The following is a 24,536-nucleotide window of genomic DNA, read 5'->3' as shown; positions in this document are numbered from 1 at the left end:
GTCGGAGGGTACGGCCCGTGCTCCCGCCCGGTCAGGCGAGGACGAGTCGGTAGAAGCGGAAGAAGTCGTCGGCGACGTCGAGCACCTCGGCGTCGGCGAACCCGGCCTGCCGGGCGTAGCCGCGCAGGGTGGCCGGCCGCATGACCGTGCCGGTGCCGACGGACGGGCGGGTGGACATCCCGTCGGCCAGGCAGCAGACCAGGCTGTAGCCGTACATCAGCCGCTCGACCTCGTCACCGGGGGCGGTGAAGGTCTCGGCGACCCGCTCGTCCATGACCAGGACGGTCCCGGACTCCCCCGCCAGCCGCCGCATCGCGGCCAGGACCGACACCGGGTCGGGCAGGTCGTGGATGCACTCGAACGCGGTGACGACGTCGTACCGCCCGTCGACCGTGGCGGCGTCGGCGACGGTGAACCGGACGCGGTCGGACACGCCGGCCTCCTCGGCGTTGCGGCGGGCCGCGCGGACCGACGGCTCGTCGACGTCGAACCCGTCGACCGTCGCCTCCGGGTAGGCCAGCGCGATGCCGATGGCCGACCAGCCGAACCCGCAGCCGACGTCGGCGACCCGGCCCCCGGCGCGCAGCGCGGCGTGCACGTCGGGGATCGAGGGCAGGTACTCGCGGCCCAGAGCGCCGAGGAAGAGCGGCCGGTTGGCCGCGGCCTGGGCCTCGCGGACGTCGGTGCCCAGCTGCTCCCACGAGACGCCGCCGCCGGACCGATAGGCCTCGGCCAAGGCGTCGACCTGCTTCCCGGCACCCACGACGAAGCGGATCAGCGGGACGACGTGCGCAGGGCTCAGCCCGTCGGTGAGCGGCTCGGCCGCGTGCTCGGGGAGGGTGAACCGGCGCGCCGCGGCGTCCCCGGGCCGGGCGGGGTCGTCCTCGGCGGTGAGGATGCCGGTCACCGCCTGCTGCTCCAGCCACTCCCGCGCGTACCGCTCGACGGTGCCGGTGCGGGCGGCGAGCTCGGCGGACGTGGTCGGCCCGGCGCCGGCCAGCGCGCGGTACCAGCCGAGCCGGTCGCCGAGGTAGACCGCCTGCGCGTCGAGCACCGCGAGCACGGTGTCGAACAGGCGGCCGGCCAGGGCCTCGGTGGCGGCGGTGTCCGGGCGGGTGTCGGTGGCGGTCACGGGGTGCTCCTCTCGGCCGGGGTCGGCTCCGTCGATCGTGCGGAGGGCCGCTGTCATCCGGCTCTCGCGGCGCTGTCGGGTGCCGGTCGCCCCTTCCACCGCCGCCGGGACCCGGCGACGATGGCCGCCGTGCCTGCCGTCGCCGTGCTCGGCCCGGTGCTGCTCGAGGGCCTCCCGATGCGCTCCGGGCGGCAGCGGCGGCTGCTGGCGGCGCTGGTGGCCCGGCTCCCGCACGGGGCGACCGCGGACGCCCTCGTGGCCGCGGTCTGGCCCGGCGAGCCGCCCGCCGACCCGGCCGGCGGGCTGCAGACGCTGGTCGCCCGGCTGCGCCGGGCGCTGCCGCCTGCCGTGCGGGTCGAGACGCTGCCCACCGGCTACCGGCTCGTCGCCCCGCGCGACGAGGTCGACGTGACGGCGTTCGCCGATGCCGTCGCCGGCGACGGCACGGGCCCGGACCGGCTGGCCCGGCTGGACGGCGCCCTGGCGCTGTGGCGTGGCCGCCCCTACGCCGACCTGGACGGCCCCGACGTCCAGCCGGCCGTCGCCGCGCTGGAGGCCCTGCGCGCTGACGCCGCCGAGCAGCGGGTCCAGCTGCTGCTCGACCTGGGGCGCACGGCCGACGCGGTCGCGGCCGCCGAGGCCCTGGTGGCCGAGCACCCGCTGCGCGAGGGCGCGGTGGCCCTGCTGGCGCGCGCCCTGGTGGCGTGCGGCCGGCAGGCCGATGCGCTCGCCGCGCTGGCCGCCCTGCGCCGGCGGCTGGCCGACGAGCTCGGCCTGGACCCGTCCCCGGAGCTGCGCCGGCTGGAGGCGCGGGTGTTGCGGCAGGAGTTGCCGCCGCCGGCGGCCGCGGGGGCAGTCCCGGCGCCGCCGCTGCCGGTCAGCTCGTTCGTCGGCCGGGACGGCGACCTGCGGGCCGTGGGCGCTCTGCTCACGCGCTGCCGGGTGGTGACGCTGTGCGGTCCGGGCGGGGTCGGCAAGACGCGGCTGGCCCGCCACGTCGCCGCGGCCGCGGCCGGCCGCTACCCCGACGGCGTGGTGCTCGTGGAGTTCGGCCGGGGCAGCGGGGACGACGTGCAGCCCGCCGTCGCCGCCGCGCTGCGGGTCGCCGGCGCGGGCTCGGAGCCGGTGGTGGACCGGGTGCTCAGCGTGCTGGCGGTGCGCCGCCAGCTGCTCGTGCTGGACAACTGCGAGCACGTCGCGGACGAGGTCGCGGCGCTGGTGGAGGCGGTGGTGATGGCGGCCCCCGGCGTCGACGTGCTGACCACCAGCCGGGAGGCGCTGCGGGTGGACGGCGAGCACGTGCACCCGGTGCGGCCGCTGGAGGAGGCCGAGGCGGTGCGGCTGCTGCTGGACCGGGTCGCCGCGCAGCACCCCGACGCCGTCCTGGACGGCGAGCCGGTGGAGCGGCTGTGCCGGCGCCTGGACGGGCTGCCGCTGGCCCTGGAGCTGGCCGCGGCCCGCGTCGGCGTCGTCGGCGTGACCGGGCTGCTGGAGGCCCTGGAGTCCTCCGAGGGCGACGTCCTCACCGGTGGCCGGCGGACGGCGGCCCCGCGGCACCGCTCGCTGCGCGAGGTGGTGGCGTGGTCGCACCGGCTGCTCGATCCACGCCAGCAGCGGCTCTTCGAGCGGCTGTCGGTGTTCGCCGGGCCGGTGGAGCCCGCGGCGGTGGCCGCCGTCTGCGGGGACGCCGGGGCGCTGCCGGAACTGGTGGACCGGTCGCTGGTGGTGCGGGTGCCCGGCATGCCGGCGCGGTTCGGGCTGCTGGAGACGCTGCGGGCGTTCGGTCGCGCGCGGCTCGCGGCCGACCCCGGCCTGGTCGAGCTGCGGACCCGACACGCGGGCTGGGCGGTGGGCCTGGCCGAGGAGGTGCGCAGGCAGCGGCGCGGCGCCGGGGAGCCGGCGGCGGTGGCCCGTTTCGACGCCCACCTGCCGGACCTGCGCCGGGCGCACGCGTGGCTGTGCGAGCGCGGGCCGGTGGAGGACCTGCTGCGGCTCTCCCAGGTGGTCGGCGAGCTGGCCTGGCTGCGCGGTCGGGCGGATCTGGTGCTGCTGGTCGAGCGCGCACTCGTGGTGGCCGGCGTGCTCGACCCGGCGACCCGGCAGGCGCGCCCGCCCGGCCACCCGCTCGCCGTCCGGCTGCTGGGCCTGCTGGCGACGTCGGGGTGGCAGCGCGGGGAGCTGGCCGAGGCCGGGCAGTGGGCCCGCGCCGCGATCGCCGGCGCCGGCGACGCTCCGGACGCCGCCGGCTGGGCGCACGAGGCGCTGGCGAACGTGTACACGTTCGACGGCGAGATGGCGGCCGGGCGCCGGGCGGCGGCCACCGCCGCCGCCTGCGCCGCCACCACGGGGGACCTGGAGCTGCAGCTCACCGCGGTGGTCGACGAGCTGCTCGCCGACGCCTACGCCGGGGACGACGCGGCCGCCGGCGCCGATGAGGCGCTGCTGCTGGACCTCGCCGCCCGGCTGGGCTCCCCCACCGGGCACGCGTGGGCCGCGTACGCCCGCGGCGAGCGGCGTGCCGAGGGGGCGCCCGCGGAGGCCGGGCCGTTCCTGCGCGCGGCGATCGCGCACGCCGAGTCGGTGGACTCCACGTTCGTGGCCGGCATCGCGCGGCACACGCTGCTGACCTCCGGCCTGCGGCAGGACGCCGCCGGGCGCCGCGGCCTCGCCGAGCTGTGGTCGCTGATCGACACCTGGCACCGGCTGGGCGCGTGGACGCAGCTGTGGGTGGCGATGCGGGCGCTGGTGGAGGTGCTGGCGCGGACCGGCCGGTCGGCGGAGGGCGCCGTCCTGCTGGGTGCGCTGCGGGCGAGCGGGCGGGCGCCGCGCGTCTTCGGCCCGGACTCGGACCGGGAGGCGGCCGCCGAGCGGCGGCTGCGGGAGGGGCTCGGGCCGGCCGTCGACGGGCTGCTGGCGCAGGGCGCCGGCCTGGGCGACGCCGAGGCCATCGCGCTGGCGCTGCGGGTCGCCCACCCCGCCGGCTGACCCCGTTCCGTCCGGAGCGGCCACGCCGGCGGACGAGCGGAACCACTCCGCGCGCCCGCACGTGACCTCTGCATGGATGCGCTCCGCCTGGTGCTCAACGTGATCTGGCTGGTGCTGCAGGGGTGGGTGCTGGCCCTCGCGTACCTGCTGGCCGGGGTGCTGGCCTGCCTGCTGGTCGTGACCATCCCGTTCGGGATCGCCTCGTTCCGGCTGGCCGGCTTCGTCGTGTGGCCGTTCGGCCGGACCACGGTGCGCGCGCCCGGGGCGGGCGTGGCCTCGGCGATCGGCAACCTGCTGTGGTTCCTGATCGCGGGCTGGTGGCTCGCGGTGATCCACGTGGTCAGCGGGATCGCCTTCTGCGTGACGATCATCGGCATCCCGTTCGGGATCGCGTCGTTCAAGCTCGCGGCCGTCGGGCTGTTCCCGCTGGGCAAGCGGGTCGTGCCGACCGATCCCCCGCGCGACTGGATGCACGCCGGCGGCGGCGTGGTGCAGGCCGGCTACGCGCGCTGACGGCCCGCGGCCCCGTCAGCCGGCCGGCTCGTCGGACCAGCGGGCGAGGAACTCCTTCTCGTCGGCCGTGAGCCGGCGCGGCCGCGCGATGTCGAAGTCGTAGGGCACGAGCAGGGTGCTGCCGGTGACCGCGAGCCGGTCGCCGTCGACGACCTCGTAGTGGCAGGTGAACGCGGCGGCCCGGATGCCGGACACCCAGATCTGCACGTCCAGCGGGCGGGCGCTGTAGACGACGGGCAGCTTGTAGGCGATCTCGTGCGAGGCCACGACGGTGCCCCGGCGCAGGCCGGTGCGCTCCTCGAGCGAGGCCCGCTCGAAGAACAGGTCGACGCGGGCCATCTCGAAGTACTGCAGGAAGACGACGTTGTTGACGTGCCCGTAGGCGTCCATGTCCGACCAGCGCATCGGGACCTGCACGGTGTGCCTCACGCGGCCACCCTGCCGCACCCACCGGGTGCGCCGACACCGGGCCCGGGGACGACGACGGCCGGCCGGAGCGATCGCTCCGGCCGGCCGGCGGCGGCCCCCTCCCGGGACCGCGCCGCGCGGAGCGTGGCGTGGGGAGGAGGGGGTCGTTGTTCAGTCGCGGGCGAGCTTGCGGTACGTGGCCCGGTGCGGGCGCGCCGCCTCGGGGCCGAGCCGCTCGACCTTGTTCTTCTCGTAGTCGGCGAAGTTGCCCTCGAACCAGAACCACTTGGACTCGCCCTCGTAGGCGAGGATGTGCGTGGCCACCCGGTCGAGGAACCACCGGTCGTGGCTGACCACCACGGCGCAGCCGGGGAACTCCAGGAGCGCGCCCTCCAGGCTGGTCAGCGTCTCGACGTCGAGGTCGTTGGTCGGCTCGTCGAGCAGCAGCAGGTTGCCGCCCTGCTTGAGGGTCAGCGCCAGGTTCAGCCGGTTGCGCTCGCCGCCGGAGAGGACGCCGGCCGGCTTCTGCTGGTCCGGGCCCTTGAAGCCGAAGGCCGCGACGTAGGCCCGCGAGGGCATCTCGACGTTGCCGACCTTGATGTGGTCCAGCCCGTCGGAGACGACCTCCCACAGGGTCTTCTTGGGGTCGATCCCGCCGCGGCTCTGCTCGACGTAGGAGACCTTGACCGTGTCGCCGACCTTGATCTCGCCGTCGTCCGGCTTCTCCTCGCCGACCAGCATCTTGAACAGCGTGGTCTTGCCGGCGCCGTTGGGGCCGACGACGCCGACGATGCCGTTGCGGGGCAGCGTGAACGACAGGTCGTCGATGAGGATGCGGTCGCCGAAGCCCTTGGTCAGGTGCCCGGTCTCGACGACGACGCTGCCCAGCCGCGGGCCCGGCGGGATCTGGATCTCCTCGAAGTCCAGCTTGCGGAACTTGTCGGCCTCCGCGGCCATCTCCTCGTAGCGGGCGAGGCGGGCCTTGCTCTTGGCCTGGCGGGCCTTGGCGTTGGAGCGCACCCACTCGAGCTCCTCGGCCAGCCGCTTCTGCCGCTTGGCGTCCTTGGCGCCCTCGACCTTCAGGCGGGCGGCCTTGGTCTCCAGATAGGTGGAGTAGTTGCCCTCGTAGGGGTAGGCCCGGCCGCGGTCGAGCTCGAGGATCCACTGGGCGACGTTGTCGAGGAAGTACCGGTCGTGGGTGACGGCGACGACGGTGCCGGCGTACTTCTCGAGGTGCTGCTCGAGCCAGGCCACGCTCTCGGCGTCGAGGTGGTTGGTGGGCTCGTCGAGGAGCAGCAGGTCCGGCGCCTCGAGCAGCAGCTTGCACAGCGCGACGCGGCGGCGCTCACCACCGGACAGGACGGTGACGTCGGCGTCGCCCGGCGGGCAGCGCAGCGCGTCCATGGCCTGCTCGATGCGGGCGTCGAGCTCCCAGCCGTCGTTCTGCTCGATGACCTCCATGAGCTCGCCCTGCTCGGCGAGGAGCGCGTCGAAGTCGGCGTCGGGCTCCCCCATCGCCGCGCTGACCTCCTCGAAGCGGGTCAGCGCGTCGCGGAGCGGCTTGACCGCCTCCTCGACGTTGCCGCGCACGTCGAGCTCCTCGTTCAGCGGCGGCTCCTGCAGCAGGATGCCGACGCTGGCCTCGGGGGCGAGGACCGCGTCGCCGTTGGACGGCTGGTCGAGCCCCGCCATGATCTTGAGGACCGTCGACTTGCCGGCGCCGTTGGGGCCGACGACGCCGATCTTGGCGCCGGGCAGGAACGACAGGGTGACGTTGTCGAGGATCACCTTGTCGCCGTGCGCCTTGCGCGCGCGGACCATCGTGTAGATGTACTGAGCCACTGGGCCGAAGAGCCTTCCGTCGGGTTCGCGAGTGGGCGGCGGAGCCGGCTCGGGCCGGCCCCGCCCCCTGCGTTCTCTCCCCCGATCCTCCCAGTTCCGGGCCGTCAGCTGAATGCCGGTTCCCGGACCTCCTGGCCGGGGTCCACCGAGGACAACGTCGCCGGGTCCCGGATGTAGTCCTCGCTGGTCAGCGGCTCGGTGAGCGGCGCACCGCCCTCCTCGCCGTCCTCCGGCCCCTCCGGGGACGCCTCCCGCCGGGGCGCGCGGGCCGCGCGCGAGTACTCCGCCCAGCCGTACCGCAGGTCGGGGCCGACGGCGTCGGCGCGGATCTGCGAGGTGCTGCCGCGGCCGTTGGCGGACTCGTAGTCGCGGGTCCACAGCCGGCCGACGACCACGACCGCGTCGCCCTTGCTCAGGCTGCGGATGACGTTGCCGCCCAGGTCGTCCCAGCACTCGACGTCGGACCAGAAGGTCTCGCCGTCGACCCACTCCTGGGTGGCCCGGTCGAAGCGCCGGGCGGTCGACGCGATGCGGAAGTTGGTGACGGTGCTGCCGCTCTCCAGCCGGGCGCGGCGCGGCGCGCTGGCGACGCGGCCCACCACGGTGATCTCGGTGTCGGGCACTTGCTCTCCTCGGGTCGGTGCCGCCGGTGCGGCGCGACCGGCGCGGTGCCGGCCTGCCCGCGACCCTCCGCCGCCGGGAGCCCTGCGGACCCGGCCCGCGGTCATCTGTGGACGGCGGCCGGCCCTGTGGAGGAGCCCGTCAACCCCGCCACTCCTCGCGGAAGTCCGGGTGGTCGGCGTGGGGCGCGGCGAGGCTGCGCAGGAGCTCCTCGTCCCCCGCGCAGGCGGCCAGCACCCGGCGCTTGGCCGCGCACTCGGCGAGGACGCGGGTGGGGTGCCAGGCGGCGATGTGCTCGGCGTCGCGCCCGCGGACGCGCAGCATCGAGTTCTGGTTGCTGCCCAGGACCACGGTCGGCGCCTCGAACGACTGCCCCTCCACCCAGTGCGTGGCCCGGGCGCCGGTCGACTCCAGGAAGGCCGGCAGGCCGGCCCGGCCCGGGTACCACCGCCACGGGCCCGCAGTCGCACCCCGCGCGGTGTTCTCGTCGTCGGCGATGCGGGCGAGCACGAAGTCGGCCAGGTCCACGGCGGTCATGCTGCCGCCCCGCGCAAGCGGCGGGTGCGATGATCGGGCGCGAGCGCCCGTAGCTCAGCGGATAGAGCAGGTGCCTTCTAAGCACTTGGTCGCAGGTTCGAGTCCTGCCGGGCGCGCTCCCGGACCGGGGCGGCTCCCGGCGCTACCGTCCCGGCGTGCGGTACTGGGTGTACGAGGACCGCCGCGGTGACCGGGCGACCATCCACCTCGCGCACTGCGGCCACTGCAACCACGGCCAGGGCAAGGTGGGGACGCGTCCCCAGAACGGCAGGTGGCACGGCCCGTTCACGTCGCGCGACAACGCGCACGTCGCGGCGACCGCCACGCACCGCGCCGTGCACCGCTGCACCCGCTGCTGACCCCCCGCGCCCCGTCGGGGTCGGGTCGTCCGCCCCGGGTGATCCCCGTCCTCGCCGGCCGCTCCTACGGTCGCCTCGGCAGGAGGAGGCGATCATGGTCCAGCAGGCACCAGGCCCCGCGGGCACCACCGGACCGGGCGGTCCCTCGCCGGGGATCCGCCTCAGCGGCGGTCTCGTCGCCACCGTCGTCGGCGCCGCGCTGCTGCTCGACTTCATGCTGCAGAACCGCGAGGACGTCACGGTGGACTTCCTCTGGTGGGACGTCAGCTGGCCGCTGTGGCTGTTCACGATAGTGACGGCGGTCCTCGGGGCGATCGTCTGGATCGGCCTCGGCGTGCTGCGCCGTCACCGGCGCCGGGTGGCCAGGCGCGCCGAACGGGGCGACTGAGCGCGGTCGTCAGCCGCCGGTCCGCGCGGACCCGTCGTCCGCGCCGTCCCCTGCGGTGCGCACGGCGCGGGCCACGTGGGTGGCCCCGCTGGTCGCCGCCCGCCGCCAGGGCGCCACGCCCTCGATCTCGATCTCCAGCGAGAAGCTGAGCACCGTGCGGATGAGCACGATGAGCCCGAGGATCGCGACGTTGGTCAGCGTGGGCTCCACGGCGACGGTGCGGACCAGATCAGCGGCGACGAGGACCTCCAGCCCGAGCAGGATCACCCCGCCGAACGAGCGCCGGAGCACCGTGTAGGCCCGCTGCCCGTCCCGCGTGCGACGCAGGACGCCGACCGCGAGGCCCACGGAGAGGAACAGGCCGGCGAGCAGGACGGCGGCCCCGATCGCCTCGAAGACCTGCGCCACCCGCTCCATCGCCTCGGCGAACGTCATGGGGCACCCTCGCCGCCCGGGGCCCGGCGGGCCTCACCCCGGCCAGACGACGCGGCCGGCGGGGCCGGGATTCCGGAACGCGCCCGGCTCCCAGCGGTCACGTCCGTCCACGTTCCGTGACGACCTGCCGGGGGTCGCCCGCCTCGCACGCTCGGGCGGGGCCGGGCTGGCCGGAACGCGCGCGGTCGACCGGCGGATCCGTCGTCCCGGCGACCTACCCTCCCCACCTGGCGCCCCCCAGAGGTGCCAGGCGACGAGAGGGGGAACGCAGTGACGACGCCAGTGGAGTGTGTGATCCTCGACATCCCCGAGGGCCTGCGGTTGGACCTGCTGGGCCTGGTCGTCGAGATCGGTCGGGTGCGGATCGTGGCCGACCGGGCCGGCCTGCTGGGCAACCTCCTCGCCTCCCTCACCTGCGGCGGCGCGCAGGCGGCGGACACGCTGGAGGCGATGGCCCAGATGGTGCGGCAGATGGAGGGCGGCGGGCGCAGCGCCCCACAGCCGGCGGCCACCGGCTGATCCCCCGCGCCCAGGTCGGTCCGCGTCGGCGCCACGGCGCGGCGCGGACCGGCTCCAAGCGCCGCGCAAGTCCCGCCGAAGGGGACGGCGGCACGGTTCCTCCCGACCGACCCGACAGGAGGAACCATGACCCAGCTCCAGGACCCGCGCCTCGCCGGTCCCTCCGCCCCGCAGTTCGCCGCCCCGCAGCAGTACGCGCCCTTCCCCGGCTCCCCGCTGCCGGCCCCGCGCCGCCGGCGGACCGGTGTGGTCGTCGGCTCGGTCGCCGGCGCGGTCGTGGCGCTCGGCGGGCTGGGCGTCGGCGCCCTCCACCTCGTCGGGTCCGAGACCCTCGACACCGCCGCCGTCGAGGAGCGCATCGCGGAGCTCACCCAGGAGCTGACCGGTGTCGCTGCGACCGGCGTCGAGTGCCCGGCGGACGTCGAGGCCGAGGCCGGGGGCACGTTCTCCTGCACCGCCGTCCTCGACGGGCAGGAGACGTCGTTCACCGTCCAGCAGACCGACGACCAGGGCAACGTCGAGATCACCGGCGACCAGCGGTACGTGACCGTCGCCGAGGTCGAGGCCTACCTCCTCGCGGACGTGGTCGTCGGCGAGAGCATCGAGGTCTCCTGCGACGGCGAGGGACGGACGGTCGTCGTCGGTGCGCTGCCCGAGCCGATGGTGTGCAGCGTGACCGACCTGGAGAGCGGCGACTCCCTCGACGTCCTCGTCACCGTGGCCGACGACGGGACCATCGGCTACGAGGCGGCCTGACCCCGCGGCGCCCAGCCGATCGCCGGCGCGACGTGGCGGACGATCGTCTCCAGCAGGGCGGCGTTGAAGTCGACGCCGAGCATGTTCGGCACGGTGAGCAGCAGGGTGTCGGCCTCGCGGACGGCGGCGTCCTTGGCCAGCTCCTCGGCGAGGACGTCGGGCTCGCCGGTGTAGCTCTTGCCGAACCACGCGCGCACGCCCTCCAGCAGGCCGACCTGGTCGGTGGAGTCCCGGTCCCCGCCGAAGTACTGCCGGTCGAGGTCGGTGACGATCGGCAGCACGCTGCGGCTCACCGAGACCCGCGGCTCGCGCTCCCAGCCGGCGGCGGCCCACGCGCTGCGGAACCGCGCGATCTGCTCGGCCTGCAGCTGGTCGAACGGGACGCCGGTCTCCTCCGACAGCAGGGTGGAGCTCTGCAGGTTCATGCCCTGCGCGGCGGTCCACTCCGCGGTGGCGAAGGTGCCCGAGCCCCACCAGATCCGGTCGGCCAGCCCGGGCGACTGCGGCTGGATGGCCAGCCGGCCCCGCGCGCCGCCGGTCATCCGCGGGTCGGCGTCGACGACGGCCGCGCCGCCGATCGCGGCCCGGAACAGCGCGGTCTTCTCGCGCGCCAGGTCGGCGTCCGTGGTGCCCTCCGGCGGCACGTAGCCGAAGGCCTCCGCGCCGCGCAGCGCGGTCTCCGGTGACCCCCGGCTGACCCCGAGCTGCAGCCGGCCGCCGGCCAGCAGGTCGGCCGCGGCGGCCTCCTCGGCCATGTAGAGCGGGTTCTCGTACCGCATGTCGATGACGCCGGTGCCGATCTCGATCCGCGAGGTCCGCATCGCCATCGCGGTCAGCAGCGGGAACGGCGAGGCAAGCTGGCGGGCGAAGTGGTGCACCCGCACGTAGGCACCGTCCAGGCCGAGCTCCTCGGCGGCGACGGCGAGCTCCACGCTCTGCACCAGCGCGTCGCGCGCCGTGCGGACCTGGGAGCCGGGGATCGGCTGCCAGTGCCCGAAGGAGAGGAAACCGATCCGCTTCGGCAGTGCGCTCATGGGCGGTGCAGCGGCGCGGCGGCCGCCGCGATTCCCGTGTCGCGGGGGTCACAGGGCTCACTCGGGGCACCCCCACCCCGCGATCTCACACTGTGTGATCGGTCGACCACGACATACCGAGGACGGGTTCCGTCACTCCGCAGCGGCGGTGCAGCACCCTGTCCGGGTGACTCTGCACGCCCACGACGTCCCGAGCCCCCGGTCCGGCCGGCGCGGCGACGACGCCGCCGGCCGGCTGCGGGCCATCGACACGCTCCTGGCCGACCGTGGCCAGCTCTTCCGGGCCCTGTTCCTCACCGCGCCGGTGCCCAAGGCGCTGGTGGACCCCGACGGTCACTTCCTGGTCGTCAACGAGGCGCTGTGCGCGATGACCGGCCGCGGGACCGAGGACCTGATCGGCCGGCACGTGGACCTGCTCGCCCACCCGGACGAGGCCCCCGTGCCCGACCTGCCCGCCGACGGCCCGGCGCCGCTGGACCCGTGGCTGCGGCTGGACGGCGAGCGCCGGCTGCGCCGCGCCGACGGCAGCGAGCTGTTCGTGCAGCAGTCCCACGAGGTCGTGCACCGCAGCGACGGCCGCCCGCACTTCGTCGTCCTCTCGCTGGTGGACGTCACCGACCGGCGCCGCGCCGAGGAGGACCTGGTCCGGCGCGCGTTCACCGACCCGCTCACCGGGCTGCCCAACCGGCGCGCCCTGGGCGACCGGCTCAACCACGCGCTGGCGCTGTCCCGGCGCCGGGGCCTGCAGGTCGGGCTGGTCCACCTGGACCTGGACCGGTTCCAGGCCGTGAACGACGCCCTCGGGCACGAGGCCGCCGACCAGGTGCTCACCCAGGTCGCCGACCGGCTCCGCTGGAGCACCCGGGTCGAGGACACCGCGGTGCGGCTGTCCGGCGACGAGTTCCTGATCCTCGCCGAGGACGTCGAGGACCTCGACGGGCTGCGCGCGCTGGCCGACCGGCTGCTGTCGGTGCTCGACGACCCGTTCCCGGTCGGCGACCGGGAGATCGTGCTGTCGGCCAGCGTGGGGCTCACCCTCGGCTCCGACGTCGCCCCCGACGACCTGCTCCGGCAGGCCCACGGCGCGCTGGCCCGGGCCAAGTCCGACGGCAGCCGGGCGCGCATCGAGGTCTACGACGGCGTGCTGTCCGACGACGAGATCGACCAGTTGCAGCTCGAGGCCGACCTGCGGCGCGCCCTCGACGGCGACGAGCTGCGGCTGTTCTACCAGCCGATCGTGTCGCTGTCGGACGAGACGCTGCTCGGGTACGAGGCGCTGATCCGCTGGCAGCACCCCACCCGCGGGCTGCTGCCGCCCGGCGCCTTCCTGGCCGCCGCCGAGGACAACCGGCTCACCTCCAAGCTCGGCGCCTGGGTGCTGCGCCAGGCCTGCCACGACGCGGCCGGGTGGCCGGCCGGGCTGCGGGTGCACGTGAACATCTCCGCCCGGCACCTGGCCGAGCCGGGCTTCGCCGACCTGGTCGCCCAGGCCCTGGCCGAGTCCGGCCTGCCGCCGGAGCGGCTGGAGCTGGAGATCACCGAGTCGACGGCGCTGTTCGCCGCCGACGCGACGCTGCAGGCGGTCAGCGAGGTCACCGACCACGGCGTCACGCTGGCGCTGGACGACTTCGGCACCGGCTACTCCGCGATCACCGCGCTGCACCGGCTGCCGATCCACACCGTCAAGATCGACCGCTCCTTCGTCGCCGACGTGGTGACCGAGCCCTCCACCGCGGCGCTGGTGCAGGGGCTGGTGCAGCTCGGCCTCGGCATGGGGCTGCAGGTCATCGCCGAGGGCATCGAGGACCTCGACCAGGCCGAGTGGCTGCGCCAGCACGGCTGCGCGATGGCGCAGGGCTACGCCTTCGGCCGGCCCGCGCCGCTGCCGCCGACGACGACCAGCGAGGACGCCGTCGTGGCGCAGCTCGTGCCGGCCGAGGTCCGGGGCGACGAGCCGCTGACGGCCGAGGAGGTCGTCGTCGCGGCCGACGCCCCGATGCCCGCGCTCGACGAGCCCGCGGTCGAGGAGCCGGCGGGCGAGGCCGAGGAGCCCGCGGTCGAGGAGCCGGCCGAGACCCCGGTCGCGGAGGGGCCGGCCGCGCAGGTGCTCGCCTTCCCCACCCCGGTCCCGGCGCCCGCCCCGGTGCCGCCGGCGGTGCTGCCCGGGCCGCCCACCGCCGCGTTCGACCCGCGCGCGGCCTGGGACGACGACGAGGAGGTGCAGCCGGCGGCCCCCGTGCCGGCGCCCCGCGACGGCCTGCCCGACGTGCCGCACCTGTACGCCGTCCTCGACGACACCGGCGAGACCCCGCCCGTCCGGGACTGACCCGCGGCGTCCTCCGTCTCTGCCCACCCCCGGTGGGCAGAGACGGAGCGCGTCGTCGTGCTGTGAGTCCGCCGCGGACTCAGAGCACGACGACGTCGGGAGAGGCCCGCGGACCGGCCGGTGTGACGGGCGCGTGACGCCCGGGGGACGGCGGTGTTCCCGACAGGTCACCCGGCCGGCGGCGGGTCAGGATGCCGCGCATGCGCACCGACGTCGCCGCGACCATGACCCTCTCCGCGACCGGCCCGGCCACGGCGTTGCTGCAGGTCGCCGTCGCCGCCCCGCTCACCGAGGAGCTCACCGTGCTGTGCGACGGGGAGCCGCTGGCCACCGCGGAGACCGCCGTCGGCGAGGCCCGGGTGCACCGGGTCGAGCTGCGCGAGGGGACGACGACGGTGGCCTACACCGCCTCCGTCGACCGCGCCGGCCCGCCGCGACCGGTCACCGCCGCGGTCTGGGCCGAGGCGCTGCGCCCCAGCCGGTACTGCCCGTCGGACCTGCTGGAGGGCTACGCCGCCGCCGAGTTCGACCGGACGCTGCCCCGCGCCGAGCTGGTCGCCACCGTGGCCGGGTGGGTGCACGACCGGCTGAGCTACGTCTCCGGCGCCAGCCGGCCGGTCGACACCGCCGTCGACACGCTGCTGCTCGGCCAGGGCGTCTGCCGCGACTACGCCCACCTGACCACCGCGCTGCTGCGTGCCCTGGAGGTGCCGGCCCGGCTGGTCGCCGTCTACGCCCCCGGCCTGGACCCGATGGACTTCCACGCCGTGGTGGAGGCCGACGTCGACGGCACGTGGTGCGTCGTCGACGCCACCCGGCTGGCCCCGGTCGGCTCGCTGGTGCGGATCTGCTCCGGCCGGGACGCCGCGGACACGGCCTTCCTCACCCTGCTCGGCGGGACCGCCCGCTTCGAGTCGATGACCGTCACCGCGACGGTGGACGGCGACCTGCCCGGCCCGGCGACCGACCCGTTCCCGCTGCCGTGAGACCCGCTGCCCCGGGTCAGGGCTCGCGCGGGTCGGGCGCCTCGCCCAGCCGGTCCCGCACCTCGCGGGGCAGCAGCTCGAGCAGCTCGCCGGGCAGGTAGGGCAGGTCGATCAGCGACAGCTTCACCCGGCTCCGTGCGGCCGACCGGGACCCCTCGATGCGCACGAGCCGGCCGGCGCCCGCCCGGTAGGCCACCTCGACCTCGTCGCCGGGGCCGAGCCGGCCGCCGAGCACGCCGTCGAGCTCCATGGCGGGGCTGCCGCCCTCGATGGCCAGCCGCAGCGGCTCGGTGGGCGCGAGCAGCACCGTGCGGGAGATCCCCGACATCGGTGCCGCCGGGGTGACCAGCACGCCCTCGATGCCGGGGCTGACGACCGGGCCGCCGGCGGCGTAGTTGTAGGCGGTCGACCCCATCGCCGTCGCCAGGATGACCGCGTCGCAGCGCAGGTGCCCGTACGGCTGGCCGCCGACCGAGAGGGTGGCGCTGACCATCCCCTCCCCCGGCACCCGGGCGAGGACGGCGTCGTTGAACGCCAGCCACTCCCAGTCCCGGTGCCGCACCACCAGGCAGCCGCGGGCCTCGGTGGTCACCCGGCCCTCGGCCATCGCGGTGAGCGCCTCGTGCAGCTCCCGGCCCTCGACCTCGGCGAGGAACCCCAGGTGCCCGAGGTTGACCCCGAGCACCGGCACGGGCCGGCCGCTGACCAGCCGCATCGCGCCCAGGATCGTGCCGTCGCCGCCCATGGCGATGATCCCCTCGCAGGTGCCGGCCAGCTCCTCCACCGGCACCCCGGTGACGCCCTCGACGCCGACCCGCCGGGCGTCGGCGCCGGCTGCGACCAGCTCGGTGCCGCTGCCGCGCGCCCAGTCGGCGACCTGGCCGACGGCGGCCGTGCAGTCCCGGGTGGGGTGCAGGACCAGCCCGATCCGCGGCACGGTCAGCCGCGCCAGGTCTCGAGCAGCCGCAGCCAGACCTCGCTGATCGTCGGGTAGGCCGGGACCGCGTGCCACAGGCGGGCCAGCGGCACCTCGCCGGCCACCGCGATCACCGCGGAGTGCAGCAGCTCGGCGACGTCCGGGCCGATGAAGGTGACCCCGAGCAGCACCTCGCGCTCGGTGTCGACGACCGCGATCGCCGTCCCCTCGTAGCCGTCCCGGTGCACCGACGCCCCGGCGACGCTGCCGATCGGGTACTCGACCACCCGGTGCGGCCGGCCCGACTCCTCCGCCTGGGCGCTGGTCAGGCCGACGCTGGCGACCTGCGGGTCGGTGAACACCACCGACGGGGTGGCCGCGTGATCGGCGGTGGCGACGAACGGGGACCAGTCGGAGGTGTCGACCTCCTCGCCCCGCGCGCGGGCGACGATCGCCGCGCCGGCCTGCCGGGCCTGGTACTTGCCCATGTGGGTCAGCTGCCGGCGGCCGTTGACGTCGCCCACGCCGTACAGCCACGGGACGCCGCGGACCTGCAGCGTGTCGTCGACGTCCAGGTACTCCCCGCCCGCGAGGCCGACGGTCTCCAGCCCGAGGTCGTGGGTGCGGGCCCGGCGGCCGGTGGCGACCAGCACCTCGTCCCCGCGCACCTCGCCGTCGCCGGTGACCACGACGACGTCGGTGCCGTCCCGGCGGGCCGACCGGATCTCGGTGTCCAGCCGGACGTCGACCCCGGCCGCGCGGAGGGCGGCGGCGACGGCGTCCCCGGCCGCCGGTTCGGCGCCGGACAGCAGCCGCTCCCCGCGCTCGAGCAGGGTCACCGTGGAACCGAGCGCGCTCCACGCCGTCGCCATCTCGCAGCCGACGTAGCCGCCGCCGATCACGAGGAGCCGGCCGGGCACCTCCTTGGCGCTGGTCGCCTCGCGCGGGGTCCACGGGTCGACGTCGTGCAGCCCGTCGACCGGCGGGACGGCGGCCTCCGAGCCGGTGCACACGGCGACCGCGTGCCGGGCGGTCAGCCGGGTCTCGGCCCCGTCGGCGTCGGTGACCACCACGGCCCGCTCGCCGTCGAGCCGGGCGCTGCCCCGGACCAGGTCGATGCCGGCGCCCTGCACCCACCGCGCCTGGCCCTCGTCGGACCAGTTGGAGGCGAACGAGTCGCGGCGTTCCAGCGTCGCCCGCACGTCCTGCTCGCCGGTCACCGCGGCCGCCGCCCCGGACACCGCCCGGGCCGCGGCGAGCGTCTCGGTGCCGCGCAGCAGCGCCTTGCTGGGCATGCACGCCCAGTAGGAGCACTCGCCGCCGACGAGCTCGGCCTCCACCAGCACGGCGCTCAGCCCCCCGCGGACGACGACGTCGGCCACGTTCTCGCCGGTCGAGCCGGCCCCCACCACGACGACGTCGTACGTCCGCTCCGGAGTCACACGACCCATCCTGGCCGGTGTGGTCGACTGGCGGCCATGCCGGTCGACCCGACGGAGTACACCGCCGCCCTGCGGCAGTACGCGGCCGGGGTCGCGCTGCTCACGGTGCGCGACGGCATCGACGACGTCGGGACCACCGTCTCCTCGGTCATGAGCGTGTCCGCCGACCCGCCGCTGGTCGCCGTCGGGCTGACCGCGGGCGGCTACCCGCGGGAGGTCCTCGAGGACGTCGGCCGGTGCGCGCTCACCGTCCTGGCCGCCGGGCAGGCCATCCTGGCCAGCCGGTTCTCCTCGGCGGGGAGGCCCAGCGCGCGGCACCTGCTCGAGTCGGTGCCGTGGTCGCGGGCGCCGCACAGCGACGCGATCGTGCTGGACGCCGGCCTGGTCGCGCTCGACTGCCGGCTCGACCGGGTCGTGGAGGCCGGCGACCACGTGCTGGCGCTGCTGGAGGTGGCCGGCGTCCCGGTGCCGCCCGGCCCCGGCGACCCGCTGCTGCGGTTCCGCAGCCGCTACCTGGGCCTGCCGCCGTCCTGAGCGACGGTCCCGGCACGTCGCGGGGATAGCGTGCAGGGGCCATGACTGAGCAGCCCGCCCCGTCCCATGCCCTCCGCCGCGCGCTGGCCCGCGCCGAGCGGGGGGTGCCGCTCGACGCCGCCGAGGCCGAGGCGCTGCTTTCGGCCCGCGGCCTGGCCGAGGGTGAGCCCCTGGACCGGCTGCTGACCGCGGCCGGCCGGGTCCGCGACGCCGGCCTGGCCTCGGCCGGGCGGCCCGGGCTCGTCACCTACAGCCGCAAGGTGTTCATCCCCCTCACCCACCTGTGCCGGGACCGCTGCCACTACTGCACGTTCGTCACCACCCCGGGCGCGCTGCGCAGGGAGGGCAGGGCGCCCTTCCTGTCGCCGGACGAGGTGCTCGACATCGCCCGGGCCGGCGCCGCCCTGGGCTGCAAGGAGGCGCTGTTCACCCTCGGCGACCGGCCCGAGGCCCGGTGGCCGGTGGCCGCCGAGTGGCTGGAGGCGCACGGCTTCGACTCCACCCTGGGCTACCTGCGGGCGATGGCGATCCGGGTGCTGGAGGAGACCGGGCTGCTGCCGCACCTCAACCCCGGCGTCCTGTCGTGGGAGGAGGTGCAGCGGCTCAAGCCCGTCTCCGCGTCGATGGGGATGATGCTCGAGACGACGGCGACCCGGCTGTGGTCGGAGCCCGGTGGCCCGCACTTCGGCTCCCCGGACAAGGAGCCCGCCGTCCGGCTGCGGGTGCTCGAGGACGCCGGCCGCTCCGCCGTACCGTTCACCACCGGCGTGCTGCTGGGCATCGGCGAGACGCCGGCCGAGCGGGTGGACGCCGTCCTGCAGATCCGGGCCGCGCACGGGCGGCACGGGCACGTGCAGGAGGTGATCGTGCAGAACTTCCGCGCCAAGCCGCGCACGGCGATGGCCGCCGCCGACGACCTGGAGCTGCAGGAGTACGTCGCCGCGGTCGCCGTCGCCCGGCTGCTGCTGGGCCCCAAGGCGCGGGTGCAGGCGCCGCCGAACCTCTCCGACGCCGCGGAGCTGGGGCTGCTGCTGCGCGCCGGCGTGGACGACTGGGGCGGGGTGTCCCCGCTGACGCCGGACCACGTGAACCCCGAGCGACCCTGGCCGAACATCGAGAAGCTGGCCGCGCTCACCGCCGACGCCGGGTTCACCCTGCGCGAGCGGCTGGCCGCCCAGCCGCCGTACGTCGCCTTCCCCGAGCCGTGGCTGGACCCGCGGGTGCGCCCGCACGTCGCCGCGCTCGCCGGCCCCGACGGGCTGGCGGTGGAGGGCCGCATCCCGGCCGGGCTGCCGTGGCAGGAGCCGGACGAGGCGTGGACGTCGACCGGCCGGGTCGACCTGCACGTCGAGGTCGACACCACCGGCCGCACGACCGACCGGCGCAGCGACTTCGACGCCGTCTACGGCGACTGGGCCGAGCTGCGCGACCGGACGGTGAGCGCGCGCGACGGGCACTCCACCGCCCTGGCGGCGGGGGACCCGGAGGTGCGGGCGGCGCTGGCGCACGCCGAGCGCGACCCGGCCGGGCTCTCCGACGCGGAGTACCTGGCGCTGCTGGGCGCCGACGGGCCGGACCTGGAGGCACTCGTGGCGCTGGCGGACTCGGTCCGCCGCGACGTCAACGGCGACGACGTCACCTACGTCGTCAACCGGAACATCAACTTCACCAACGTCTGCTACACCGGCTGCCGGTTCTGCGCGTTCGCCCAGCGGCGCACCGACGCCGACGCCTACACGCTGTCGCTGGCCGAGGTCGGCGAGCGGGTCGACCGCGCGTGGGCGGCCGGCGCCACCGAGATCTGCATGCAGGGCGGCATCCACCCCGACCTGCCCGGCACCGCCTACCTGGACCTGGCGCGGGAGGTGAAGCGCCGGCAGCCCGGCATCCACCTGCACGCCTTCTCGCCCATGGAGATCGTCAACGGGTCGGCGCGCACCGGGCTGTCGTTCGCGGAGTTCCTCACCGCGGCCAAGGAGGCCGGCCTGGACTCGGTGCCGGGGACGGCGGCGGAGATCCTCGACGACGACGTCCGCTGGGTGCTCACCAAGGGCAAGCTGCCCGCCGCCACCTGGGTGGAGATCATCTCGACAGCGCACCGGGTGGGCATCCCGACGACGTCGACGATGATGTACGGCCACGTCGACACCCCGGCGCACTGGGTGGGCCACCTGCGCACGCTGGCCGCGATCCAGGACGACACCGGCGGGTTCACCGAGTTCGTGCTGCTGCCGTTCGTGCACCACAACGCGCCGATCTACCTGGCCGGCGTCGCCCGACCCGGGCCGACGGTGCGGGAGAACCGGGCGCTGCACGCGGTGGCCCGGCTGCTGCTGCACGGGCGGATCCCGAACATCCAGACCTCGTGGGTGAAGCTCGGCGACGCCGGCACCCAGGCGGTGCTCCGCGGCGGCGCCAACGACCTGGGCGGCACGCTGATGGAGGAGACGATCAGCCGGATGGCCGGCAGCGAGAACGGCTCGCTGAAGACCATCGCCGAGCTGGAGGCTATGGCCGCAGCGATCGGCCGGCCGGCGCGGCAGCGCACCACCGAGTACGGCACGCCGTCGGCCGAGCGGCTGGCCACCGCCCGCTCCGACGAGGGCCGGCGCAACCTGACCCTGTCGATCACCCCGGTCTGAGACGCGACGAGATCTGCACTCTCGTCACCATCAGCGGCTGATGGCGACGAGTGTGCAGATCTCGTCGGGCGGGACGTGCGACGTCAGCAGGAGTACCAGCCGCAGTCGGAGTCGTCGTAGTCGTAGCCGCCGTAGTAGTCGCTGTAGCCGCCCTCGAAGAGCCGGCTGACCGCGTCGTCGGACGACTCGCTGCCCGACGTGCCGACGACGATCGCGATCACCGTGGCGACCAGGGCGACCAGGCCGGCGACGGCGATGGTCCAGACCTGGGCCCGGTCCAGGCGCGGCGTGCGCGGCGCGGTGCCGGGCTGACCGGCGACGGCGGCCGGAGCGGGCACGGGCGCCCAGCCGGGCGCGGGGGCGTAGGCACCCTGCGGGTGGGTCGGCAGGGGCGAGGTGGCGGTCACGGGGGGGTCCTTCCTGACGGTGCGGGTCGTACGGGGGTCAGCGGGTCAGCAGCGGGGCGGGGTCGGGCGGAGGGGCGAGCGCCGGCTCGGCGGCGAGGGAGTGCTCGGCGGCCGGCTGGGGGCGGCCGAACAGGAAGCCCTGGGCGTGCGAGCAGGCGAGGTCGCCGAGCACGGCGCGCTGCTCCGGGGTCTCGACGCCCTCGGCGACGACCTCCAGACGGAGGCTGCGCGCGAGCTCGATGATCGAGGCGACCAGCGTCGTCGAGCGGCCGCCGGCGTCGAGGTCCTGCACGAAGCTGCGGTCGATCTTGATGATGTCGGCGGGCAGCCGGCGCAGGTAGGACAGGCTGGAGTAGCCGGTGCCGAAGTCGTCGATCGCGATCCGCAGGCCCAGCGCGCGCAGCGCCTGCAGCTGGCCGACGACCAGGTCGATGTCGCGGACGAGCACGCCCTCGGTGACCTCCAGGGTCAGCTGGCGGGGCGGCAGCCCGGTCCGCTCGAGCACCCGGCGCACGGTGGCGACGACGTCGTCGTCGGCCAGCTGCATCGGCGACAGGTTGACGGCCATGCCGATCGGGCGACCGGCCTCGGCCGACCAGACGACGGCCTGGAAGGCGGCCTCCTCCAGCACCCAGCGGCCGATCTCGACGATCAGGCCGCCCTCCTCGGCGAGGGGGATGAACTCCGTGGGCGAGACGACCCCGCGCTCGGGGTGCTCCCAGCGCAGCAGCGCCTCGTAACCGGTGGTGCGGCCGTCGGCCAGGACGATGGTGGGCTGGTAGTGCACCCGCAGCTGCCCGCAGGTGACGGCGCCGGCCAGGTCCTCCAGCAGCCGCGCCTTCTCCTCGGCCGCCTGGGCCATGCCGTCGGCGTAGTGGACCAGCCGGTTCTTGCCCAGCGCCTTGGCCATGTACATGGCCAGGTCGGCGTTGCGCAGCAGGACGCCGGCGTCCCGCTCGGGCGCGGTGGCGGTGCCCGCGGCGCCGATGCTGACGTGCGGCACCAGCGGGCGGCCGTCGATCAGCATCGGGTCGGCGAGCGCGGCGAGCATCCGCTGTCCCACCGCGGTGGCGACGTCCGAGCCCCCGGCGACGACGACGGCGAACTCGTCGCCGCCGATGCGTGCGACCTGGTCGCCGGGCCGCACGCAGCCGCTCAGCCGCCGGGCGATCCCGGTGAGCAGCTCGTCGCCGGCGGCGTGGCCGCGGGAGTCGTTGACGTCCTTGAAGTCGTCGAGGTCGAGGAACAGGATGCTGACCTCGCCGGAGGTGCGGGCCAGCAGCCGGTCGGTCGTCTCCACCAGCAGCGTGCGGTTGGCCAGCCCGGTCAGCGGGTCGCGCAGGCCCTGCTGCTCGTTGAGCCGCCACGCGGCCAGGTGCGCCAGGCTCGCGGCCAGCACGAAGCCGGCGTGGATGCCGGCCCAGGTCCACGGGTGGGCGTGGGCGTCCGCGTGCCCGAAGACCGAGTGCGGCAGCAGCGTCCCGAGCACGCCGTGGTGCGCGGTGACCACGAGCAGCGCGATGCCGAAGGGCACCCAGCTCTGGTACAGCGAAACGAGGCCGATGACGACGAAGAAGTGGAAGTGGGCCTCGGTCTGGCCGTTCATCAGGTAGACGAGCAGCACCGACGCGGCCAGCAGGCTCAGCGTGGCGGCCGCGGCGCGCACCGTGCGCCCGGCGCCGGGCAGCAGCGCGAAGGCCAGCGGGTAGGCCACCGCCGCCGTCTCCAGGACAGCGGCCAGCGGCCCCTCGCCCAGGGCGAGGGCGAGCACGCCGAGCGCTCCCGCCTGGGCCCCGGCGACCGCGAGGACGATCCGGTGCCGGCGGCGCCAGACGTCGTCGGGCAGCGCGCGACCCTCGGGCAGGAGGGCGGCGAGGCGTCCGGGCAGGGTCAGGCTCACGTCGTGCCCATCGGCCTCGCGGGGGCGGTGCTCCAACGCCGGGACCTCGGTCCTCACCCCCCGGGGTGAACCGGCGGAGTGCGCGAGCGGAGGTTTCCTGCCCCCTCGCACTCCGGTACTCCCCCGCCGTGGCTGCGACCGTGGTGGTGGACCTGGACCGGGTGCTGCTCTCCGGGGACGCGGCGACGCTGTTCCTGCGCGGCGCGCTGGCGGGCTCGCCCGGCCGGGCCGGGCCGCTGCTGCCGGCCGCGCCGCTGCTGCTCGCCGGCAGCGCGCTGCCCTGGACCCGGCCGCTCGCGGCCCGCGCGCTGACCCGGCTGGCCCTCGGCCGGAGGCCGCGGGTGGGGGACGTCGCCGCGGCCTACCGCCGGGCCGTGGTCGCGCGGCCGGAGTCGGTGGTCGCCGAGGCGGTCGCCTGCGTGCGGCGGCACCAGGCGGCGGGGGACGTCGTGGTCGTGGCCACCGGCTGCGAGCAGCGGCTCGCCGAGGGCTTCCTGGCCGCGGCCGGCCTGGGCGACCTCGAGGTGGTCGGCTCGGCCACCGCCGGCCGGCCGCCGTTCGTCCGCCGCGCGATGGGGCCGGAGAAGGTGGCGATGCTGCGCGAGCGCGGTCACCCGCCGCCGTGGCGGGCGGTGTACAGCGACAGCGACTCGGACCTGCCGCTGTTCCGCGGCGCCGAGCGACCGGTGCTCGTCAACGCCTCGCCCCGCGCCGCCGCGCGGGTGCGCGCCGCGCTCGGCCGGCCGGTCGACGTCCTGACCTGGCGGTGAGGCGTCGGCGACCGCCGACGGGGTAGGGCGCTGCGGTGCGCGCGATCGCCTACACCGAGAACGGCGGCCCCGAGGTGCTGCGGCTGACCGACGTCCCCGCCCCCGAGCCCGGGCCCGGCGAGGTCCTGGTCCGGCTCGCCGTCGCCGGGGTCAACCCCACCGACTGGAAGGCCCGCCGCGGCACCCCGCCGGCCGGCGGCACCCAGGTGCCCGGCCAGGACGGCGCGGGCACCGTCGAGGCGGTCGGCCGGGGCGTGGACCCGGCGGTGGTCGGCCAGCGGGTGTGGGTGTGGGAGGCGGCCTGGCAGCGCCCGCACGGGACGGCGGCCGAGTACACCGTCGTCCCCGCGCGGCAGACCGTGCTGCTCGGCGCCGACGCCTCCGTCGAGCTCGGCGCGGCGCTGGGCATCCCGTTCCTCACCGCGCACCGCTGCCTGACCCTGGGCGAGTCGGTCCCCGACCGGCTCGGTCCCGGCTCGCTGACCGGGCGCACGGTGCTGGTGCAGGGCGGCGCCGGCGCGGTCGGCAACGCGGCGATCCAGCTGGCGCGCTGGGCCGACGCCACGGTGATCGCCACGGTCAGCAGCCCGCGCAAGGCGCAGCTGGCCGCGGCGGCCGGCGCCTCGCACGTCGTCGACTACCGGCAGCAGGACGTGGTCGCCCTCGTCCGCGAGGTGGCGCCGCACGGCGTCGACACGATCGTGGAGGTGTCCGCCGCGCGGAACGCCGCCGTCGACGCGCAGGTGATCGGCATGCACGGCGCGGTGGCGATGTACGCCGACGACGGCGGCGCGGAGGTGACGATCCCGGTCCGGGCGCAGATGGGCCCCAACGCCCGGTGGAACTTCGTGTTCGTCTACACCGTGCCCGCGCGGGCCAAGGTGCTGGCCGTGGAGGACGTGAACGCGGCCGTGCTGGACGGCGCCGTCCGCGTCGGGGAGGACGCCGGGCTGCCGCTGCACGTGTACCCGCTGGCCGAGACGGCGCAGGCGCACCGCGCGGTCGAGGAGGGCGCGGTCGGCAAGGTGCTGATCGACGTCACGGCGTGAGCGGAGTCGCTCGAGCGCGGTTTCCGCGCTCGAGC

General features: G+C 76.0%; 23 protein-coding genes and 1 tRNA gene. 13 read left to right on the top strand and 11 right to left on the bottom strand.

Annotated elements, in window-relative coordinates; translation table 11 throughout:
• Positions 1-31: 31 nt before the first annotated feature.
• A complete protein-coding gene (locus tag ACI79F_RS04755; protein WP_456544006.1) occupies positions 32-1,132 on the bottom strand; it encodes a class I SAM-dependent methyltransferase in 1,101 nt (366 codons plus the stop codon).
• Positions 1,133-1,261: 129 nt separating this feature from the next.
• On the opposite strand from ACI79F_RS04755, the gene ACI79F_RS04750 reads away from it, so the two are divergent.
• Together ACI79F_RS04750 and ACI79F_RS04745 are read left to right on the top strand one after the other, a co-directional pair.
• Complete coding sequence (locus ACI79F_RS04750) at positions 1,262-4,117, top strand: BTAD domain-containing putative transcriptional regulator (RefSeq protein WP_456544007.1); 2,856 nt, start codon at positions 1,262-1,264, stop codon at positions 4,115-4,117.
• A gap of 72 nt (positions 4,118-4,189) precedes the next feature.
• A complete protein-coding gene (locus ACI79F_RS04745; protein WP_456544008.1) occupies positions 4,190-4,630 on the top strand; it encodes a YccF domain-containing protein in 441 nt (146 codons plus the stop codon).
• A gap of 15 nt (positions 4,631-4,645) precedes the next feature.
• Here ACI79F_RS04745 and ACI79F_RS04740 read toward each other — a convergent pair whose 3' ends face one another.
• From ACI79F_RS04740 to ACI79F_RS04725, 4 genes are all read right to left on the bottom strand, one after another.
• On the bottom strand, positions 4,646-5,059 hold the full coding sequence (locus ACI79F_RS04740; protein WP_456544009.1) for an acyl-CoA thioesterase: 414 nt from the start codon (positions 5,057-5,059) through the stop codon (positions 4,646-4,648).
• A gap of 150 nt (positions 5,060-5,209) precedes the next feature.
• The gene (gene ettA / locus ACI79F_RS04735) at positions 5,210-6,880 is read right to left on the bottom strand and encodes an energy-dependent translational throttle protein EttA (protein WP_456544010.1); all 1,671 of its coding nucleotides are present in this window, start codon (positions 6,878-6,880) and stop codon (positions 5,210-5,212) included.
• Between the two features lie 104 nt (positions 6,881-6,984).
• Positions 6,985-7,503: a single-stranded DNA-binding protein gene (locus ACI79F_RS04730; RefSeq protein WP_456544011.1), complete on the bottom strand. Its 519-nt coding sequence runs from the start codon at positions 7,501-7,503 to the stop codon at positions 6,985-6,987.
• A gap of 139 nt (positions 7,504-7,642) precedes the next feature.
• Positions 7,643-8,038, bottom strand: coding sequence for a DUF6221 family protein (locus ACI79F_RS04725; RefSeq protein WP_456544012.1), 396 nt, complete (start codon positions 8,036-8,038; stop codon positions 7,643-7,645).
• Between the two features lie 43 nt (positions 8,039-8,081).
• On the opposite strand from ACI79F_RS04725, the gene ACI79F_RS04720 reads away from it, so the two are divergent.
• The 3 genes from ACI79F_RS04720 to ACI79F_RS04710 all read left to right on the top strand — a co-directional run bounded on the left by ACI79F_RS04720 (position 8,082) and on the right by ACI79F_RS04710 (position 8,785).
• Positions 8,082-8,154: transfer RNA gene (locus tag ACI79F_RS04720), tRNA-Arg, on the top strand.
• Between the two features lie 39 nt (positions 8,155-8,193).
• Positions 8,194-8,397 carry a hypothetical protein gene (locus ACI79F_RS04715; protein ID WP_456544013.1) on the top strand — a complete coding sequence of 68 codons (204 nt, stop codon included), beginning with the start codon at positions 8,194-8,196 and terminating at the stop codon, positions 8,395-8,397.
• Between the two features lie 94 nt (positions 8,398-8,491).
• Positions 8,492-8,785: a lipopolysaccharide assembly protein LapA domain-containing protein gene (locus ACI79F_RS04710; protein WP_456544014.1), complete on the top strand. Its 294-nt coding sequence runs from the start codon at positions 8,492-8,494 to the stop codon at positions 8,783-8,785.
• Positions 8,786-8,794: 9 nt separating this feature from the next.
• Here the strand turns inward: ACI79F_RS04710 and ACI79F_RS04705 are convergent, their stop codons facing one another.
• On the bottom strand, positions 8,795-9,220 hold the full coding sequence (locus ACI79F_RS04705) for a DUF1622 domain-containing protein (RefSeq protein WP_456544015.1): 426 nt from the start codon (positions 9,218-9,220) through the stop codon (positions 8,795-8,797).
• 291 nt (positions 9,221-9,511) lie between these two features.
• Between ACI79F_RS04705 and ACI79F_RS04700 the strand changes: the two genes are divergently transcribed.
• Together ACI79F_RS04700 and ACI79F_RS04695 are read left to right on the top strand one after the other, a co-directional pair.
• Positions 9,512-9,739 carry a hypothetical protein gene (locus ACI79F_RS04700; RefSeq protein WP_456544016.1) on the top strand — a complete coding sequence of 76 codons (228 nt, stop codon included), beginning with the start codon at positions 9,512-9,514 and terminating at the stop codon, positions 9,737-9,739.
• 126 nt (positions 9,740-9,865) lie between these two features.
• Positions 9,866-10,495, top strand: a complete 630-nt coding sequence (locus ACI79F_RS04695; protein WP_456544017.1) for a DUF4333 domain-containing protein — start codon at positions 9,866-9,868, stop codon at positions 10,493-10,495.
• Here ACI79F_RS04695 and ACI79F_RS04690 read toward each other — a convergent pair.
• Entirely contained in the window at positions 10,480-11,529 is a 1,050-nt protein-coding gene (locus tag ACI79F_RS04690) for an LLM class flavin-dependent oxidoreductase (protein WP_456544018.1), read from the bottom strand. The genes ACI79F_RS04695 and ACI79F_RS04690 overlap by 16 nt on opposite strands.
• 166 nt (positions 11,530-11,695) lie before the next feature.
• Here ACI79F_RS04690 and ACI79F_RS04685 point away from each other — a divergent pair, with 166 nt between their 5' ends.
• Together ACI79F_RS04685 and ACI79F_RS04680 are read left to right on the top strand one after the other, a co-directional pair.
• On the top strand, positions 11,696-13,855 hold the full coding sequence (locus tag ACI79F_RS04685) for a putative bifunctional diguanylate cyclase/phosphodiesterase (protein ID WP_456544019.1): 2,160 nt from the start codon (positions 11,696-11,698) through the stop codon (positions 13,853-13,855).
• A gap of 200 nt (positions 13,856-14,055) precedes the next feature.
• Positions 14,056-14,841, top strand: coding sequence for a transglutaminase-like domain-containing protein (locus ACI79F_RS04680; protein ID WP_456544020.1), 786 nt, complete (start codon positions 14,056-14,058; stop codon positions 14,839-14,841).
• A gap of 16 nt (positions 14,842-14,857) precedes the next feature.
• On the opposite strand, the gene ACI79F_RS04675 is transcribed toward ACI79F_RS04680, so the two are convergent.
• A complete protein-coding gene (locus tag ACI79F_RS04675) occupies positions 14,858-15,778 on the bottom strand; it encodes an NAD(+)/NADH kinase (RefSeq protein ID WP_456544021.1) in 921 nt (306 codons plus the stop codon).
• A 2-nt stretch (positions 15,779-15,780) separates the two neighbouring features.
• Complete coding sequence (locus ACI79F_RS04670) at positions 15,781-17,199, bottom strand: dihydrolipoyl dehydrogenase family protein (protein WP_456544022.1); 1,419 nt, start codon at positions 17,197-17,199, stop codon at positions 15,781-15,783.
• A 36-nt stretch (positions 17,200-17,235) separates the two neighbouring features.
• On the opposite strand from ACI79F_RS04670, the gene ACI79F_RS04665 reads away from it, so the two are divergent.
• Together ACI79F_RS04665 and ACI79F_RS04660 are read left to right on the top strand one after the other, a co-directional pair.
• Positions 17,236-17,733, top strand: a complete 498-nt coding sequence (locus ACI79F_RS04665; RefSeq protein ID WP_456544023.1) for a flavin reductase family protein — start codon at positions 17,236-17,238, stop codon at positions 17,731-17,733.
• Between the two features lie 41 nt (positions 17,734-17,774).
• Positions 17,775-20,375, top strand: a complete 2,601-nt coding sequence (locus ACI79F_RS04660; RefSeq protein ID WP_456544024.1) for a bifunctional FO biosynthesis protein CofGH — start codon at positions 17,775-17,777, stop codon at positions 20,373-20,375.
• 83 nt (positions 20,376-20,458) lie between these two features.
• Here ACI79F_RS04660 and ACI79F_RS04655 read toward each other — a convergent pair whose 3' ends face one another.
• Positions 20,459-20,782, bottom strand: a complete 324-nt coding sequence (locus tag ACI79F_RS04655; protein WP_456544025.1) for a hypothetical protein — start codon at positions 20,780-20,782, stop codon at positions 20,459-20,461.
• 37 nt (positions 20,783-20,819) lie between these two features.
• The gene (locus ACI79F_RS04650) at positions 20,820-22,682 is read right to left on the bottom strand and encodes a putative bifunctional diguanylate cyclase/phosphodiesterase (protein ID WP_456544026.1); all 1,863 of its coding nucleotides are present in this window, start codon (positions 22,680-22,682) and stop codon (positions 20,820-20,822) included.
• 128 nt (positions 22,683-22,810) lie between these two features.
• On the opposite strand from ACI79F_RS04650, the gene ACI79F_RS04645 reads away from it, so the two are divergent.
• Both ACI79F_RS04645 and ACI79F_RS04640 read left to right on the top strand, forming a co-directional pair.
• Positions 22,811-23,452 (top strand): HAD family hydrolase, encoded by a 642-nt coding sequence (locus ACI79F_RS04645; RefSeq protein WP_456544027.1) that lies wholly within the window; start codon positions 22,811-22,813, stop codon positions 23,450-23,452.
• Positions 23,453-23,487: 35 nt separating this feature from the next.
• Entirely contained in the window at positions 23,488-24,501 is a 1,014-nt protein-coding gene (locus ACI79F_RS04640; RefSeq protein WP_456544028.1) for an NADPH:quinone reductase, read from the top strand.
• The last annotated feature ends 35 nt before the right edge of the window (positions 24,502-24,536 follow it).

Source organism: Blastococcus sp. SYSU D00868, from assembly GCF_054050575.1.
This window is presented reverse-complemented; position numbering and strand designations above follow the sequence as displayed.

Coding starts and splice junctions, on each gene's coding strand:
- ACI79F_RS04745 (WP_456544008.1), top strand. CDS start 4,190: ATGGATGCGCTCCGCCTGGTGCTCAACGTGATCTGGCTGGTGCTGCAG.
- ACI79F_RS04725 (WP_456544012.1), bottom strand. CDS start 8,038: ATGACCGCCGTGGACCTGGCCGACTTCGTGCTCGCCCGCATCGCCGAC.
- ACI79F_RS04710 (WP_456544014.1), top strand. CDS start 8,492: ATGGTCCAGCAGGCACCAGGCCCCGCGGGCACCACCGGACCGGGCGGT.
- ACI79F_RS04705 (WP_456544015.1), bottom strand. CDS start 9,220: ATGACGTTCGCCGAGGCGATGGAGCGGGTGGCGCAGGTCTTCGAGGCG.
- ACI79F_RS04695 (WP_456544017.1), top strand. CDS start 9,866: ATGACCCAGCTCCAGGACCCGCGCCTCGCCGGTCCCTCCGCCCCGCAG.
- ACI79F_RS04690 (WP_456544018.1), bottom strand. CDS start 11,529: ATGAGCGCACTGCCGAAGCGGATCGGTTTCCTCTCCTTCGGGCACTGG.
- ACI79F_RS04680 (WP_456544020.1), top strand. CDS start 14,056: ATGCGCACCGACGTCGCCGCGACCATGACCCTCTCCGCGACCGGCCCG.
- ACI79F_RS04665 (WP_456544023.1), top strand. CDS start 17,236: ATGCCGGTCGACCCGACGGAGTACACCGCCGCCCTGCGGCAGTACGCG.
- ACI79F_RS04660 (WP_456544024.1), top strand. CDS start 17,775: ATGACTGAGCAGCCCGCCCCGTCCCATGCCCTCCGCCGCGCGCTGGCC.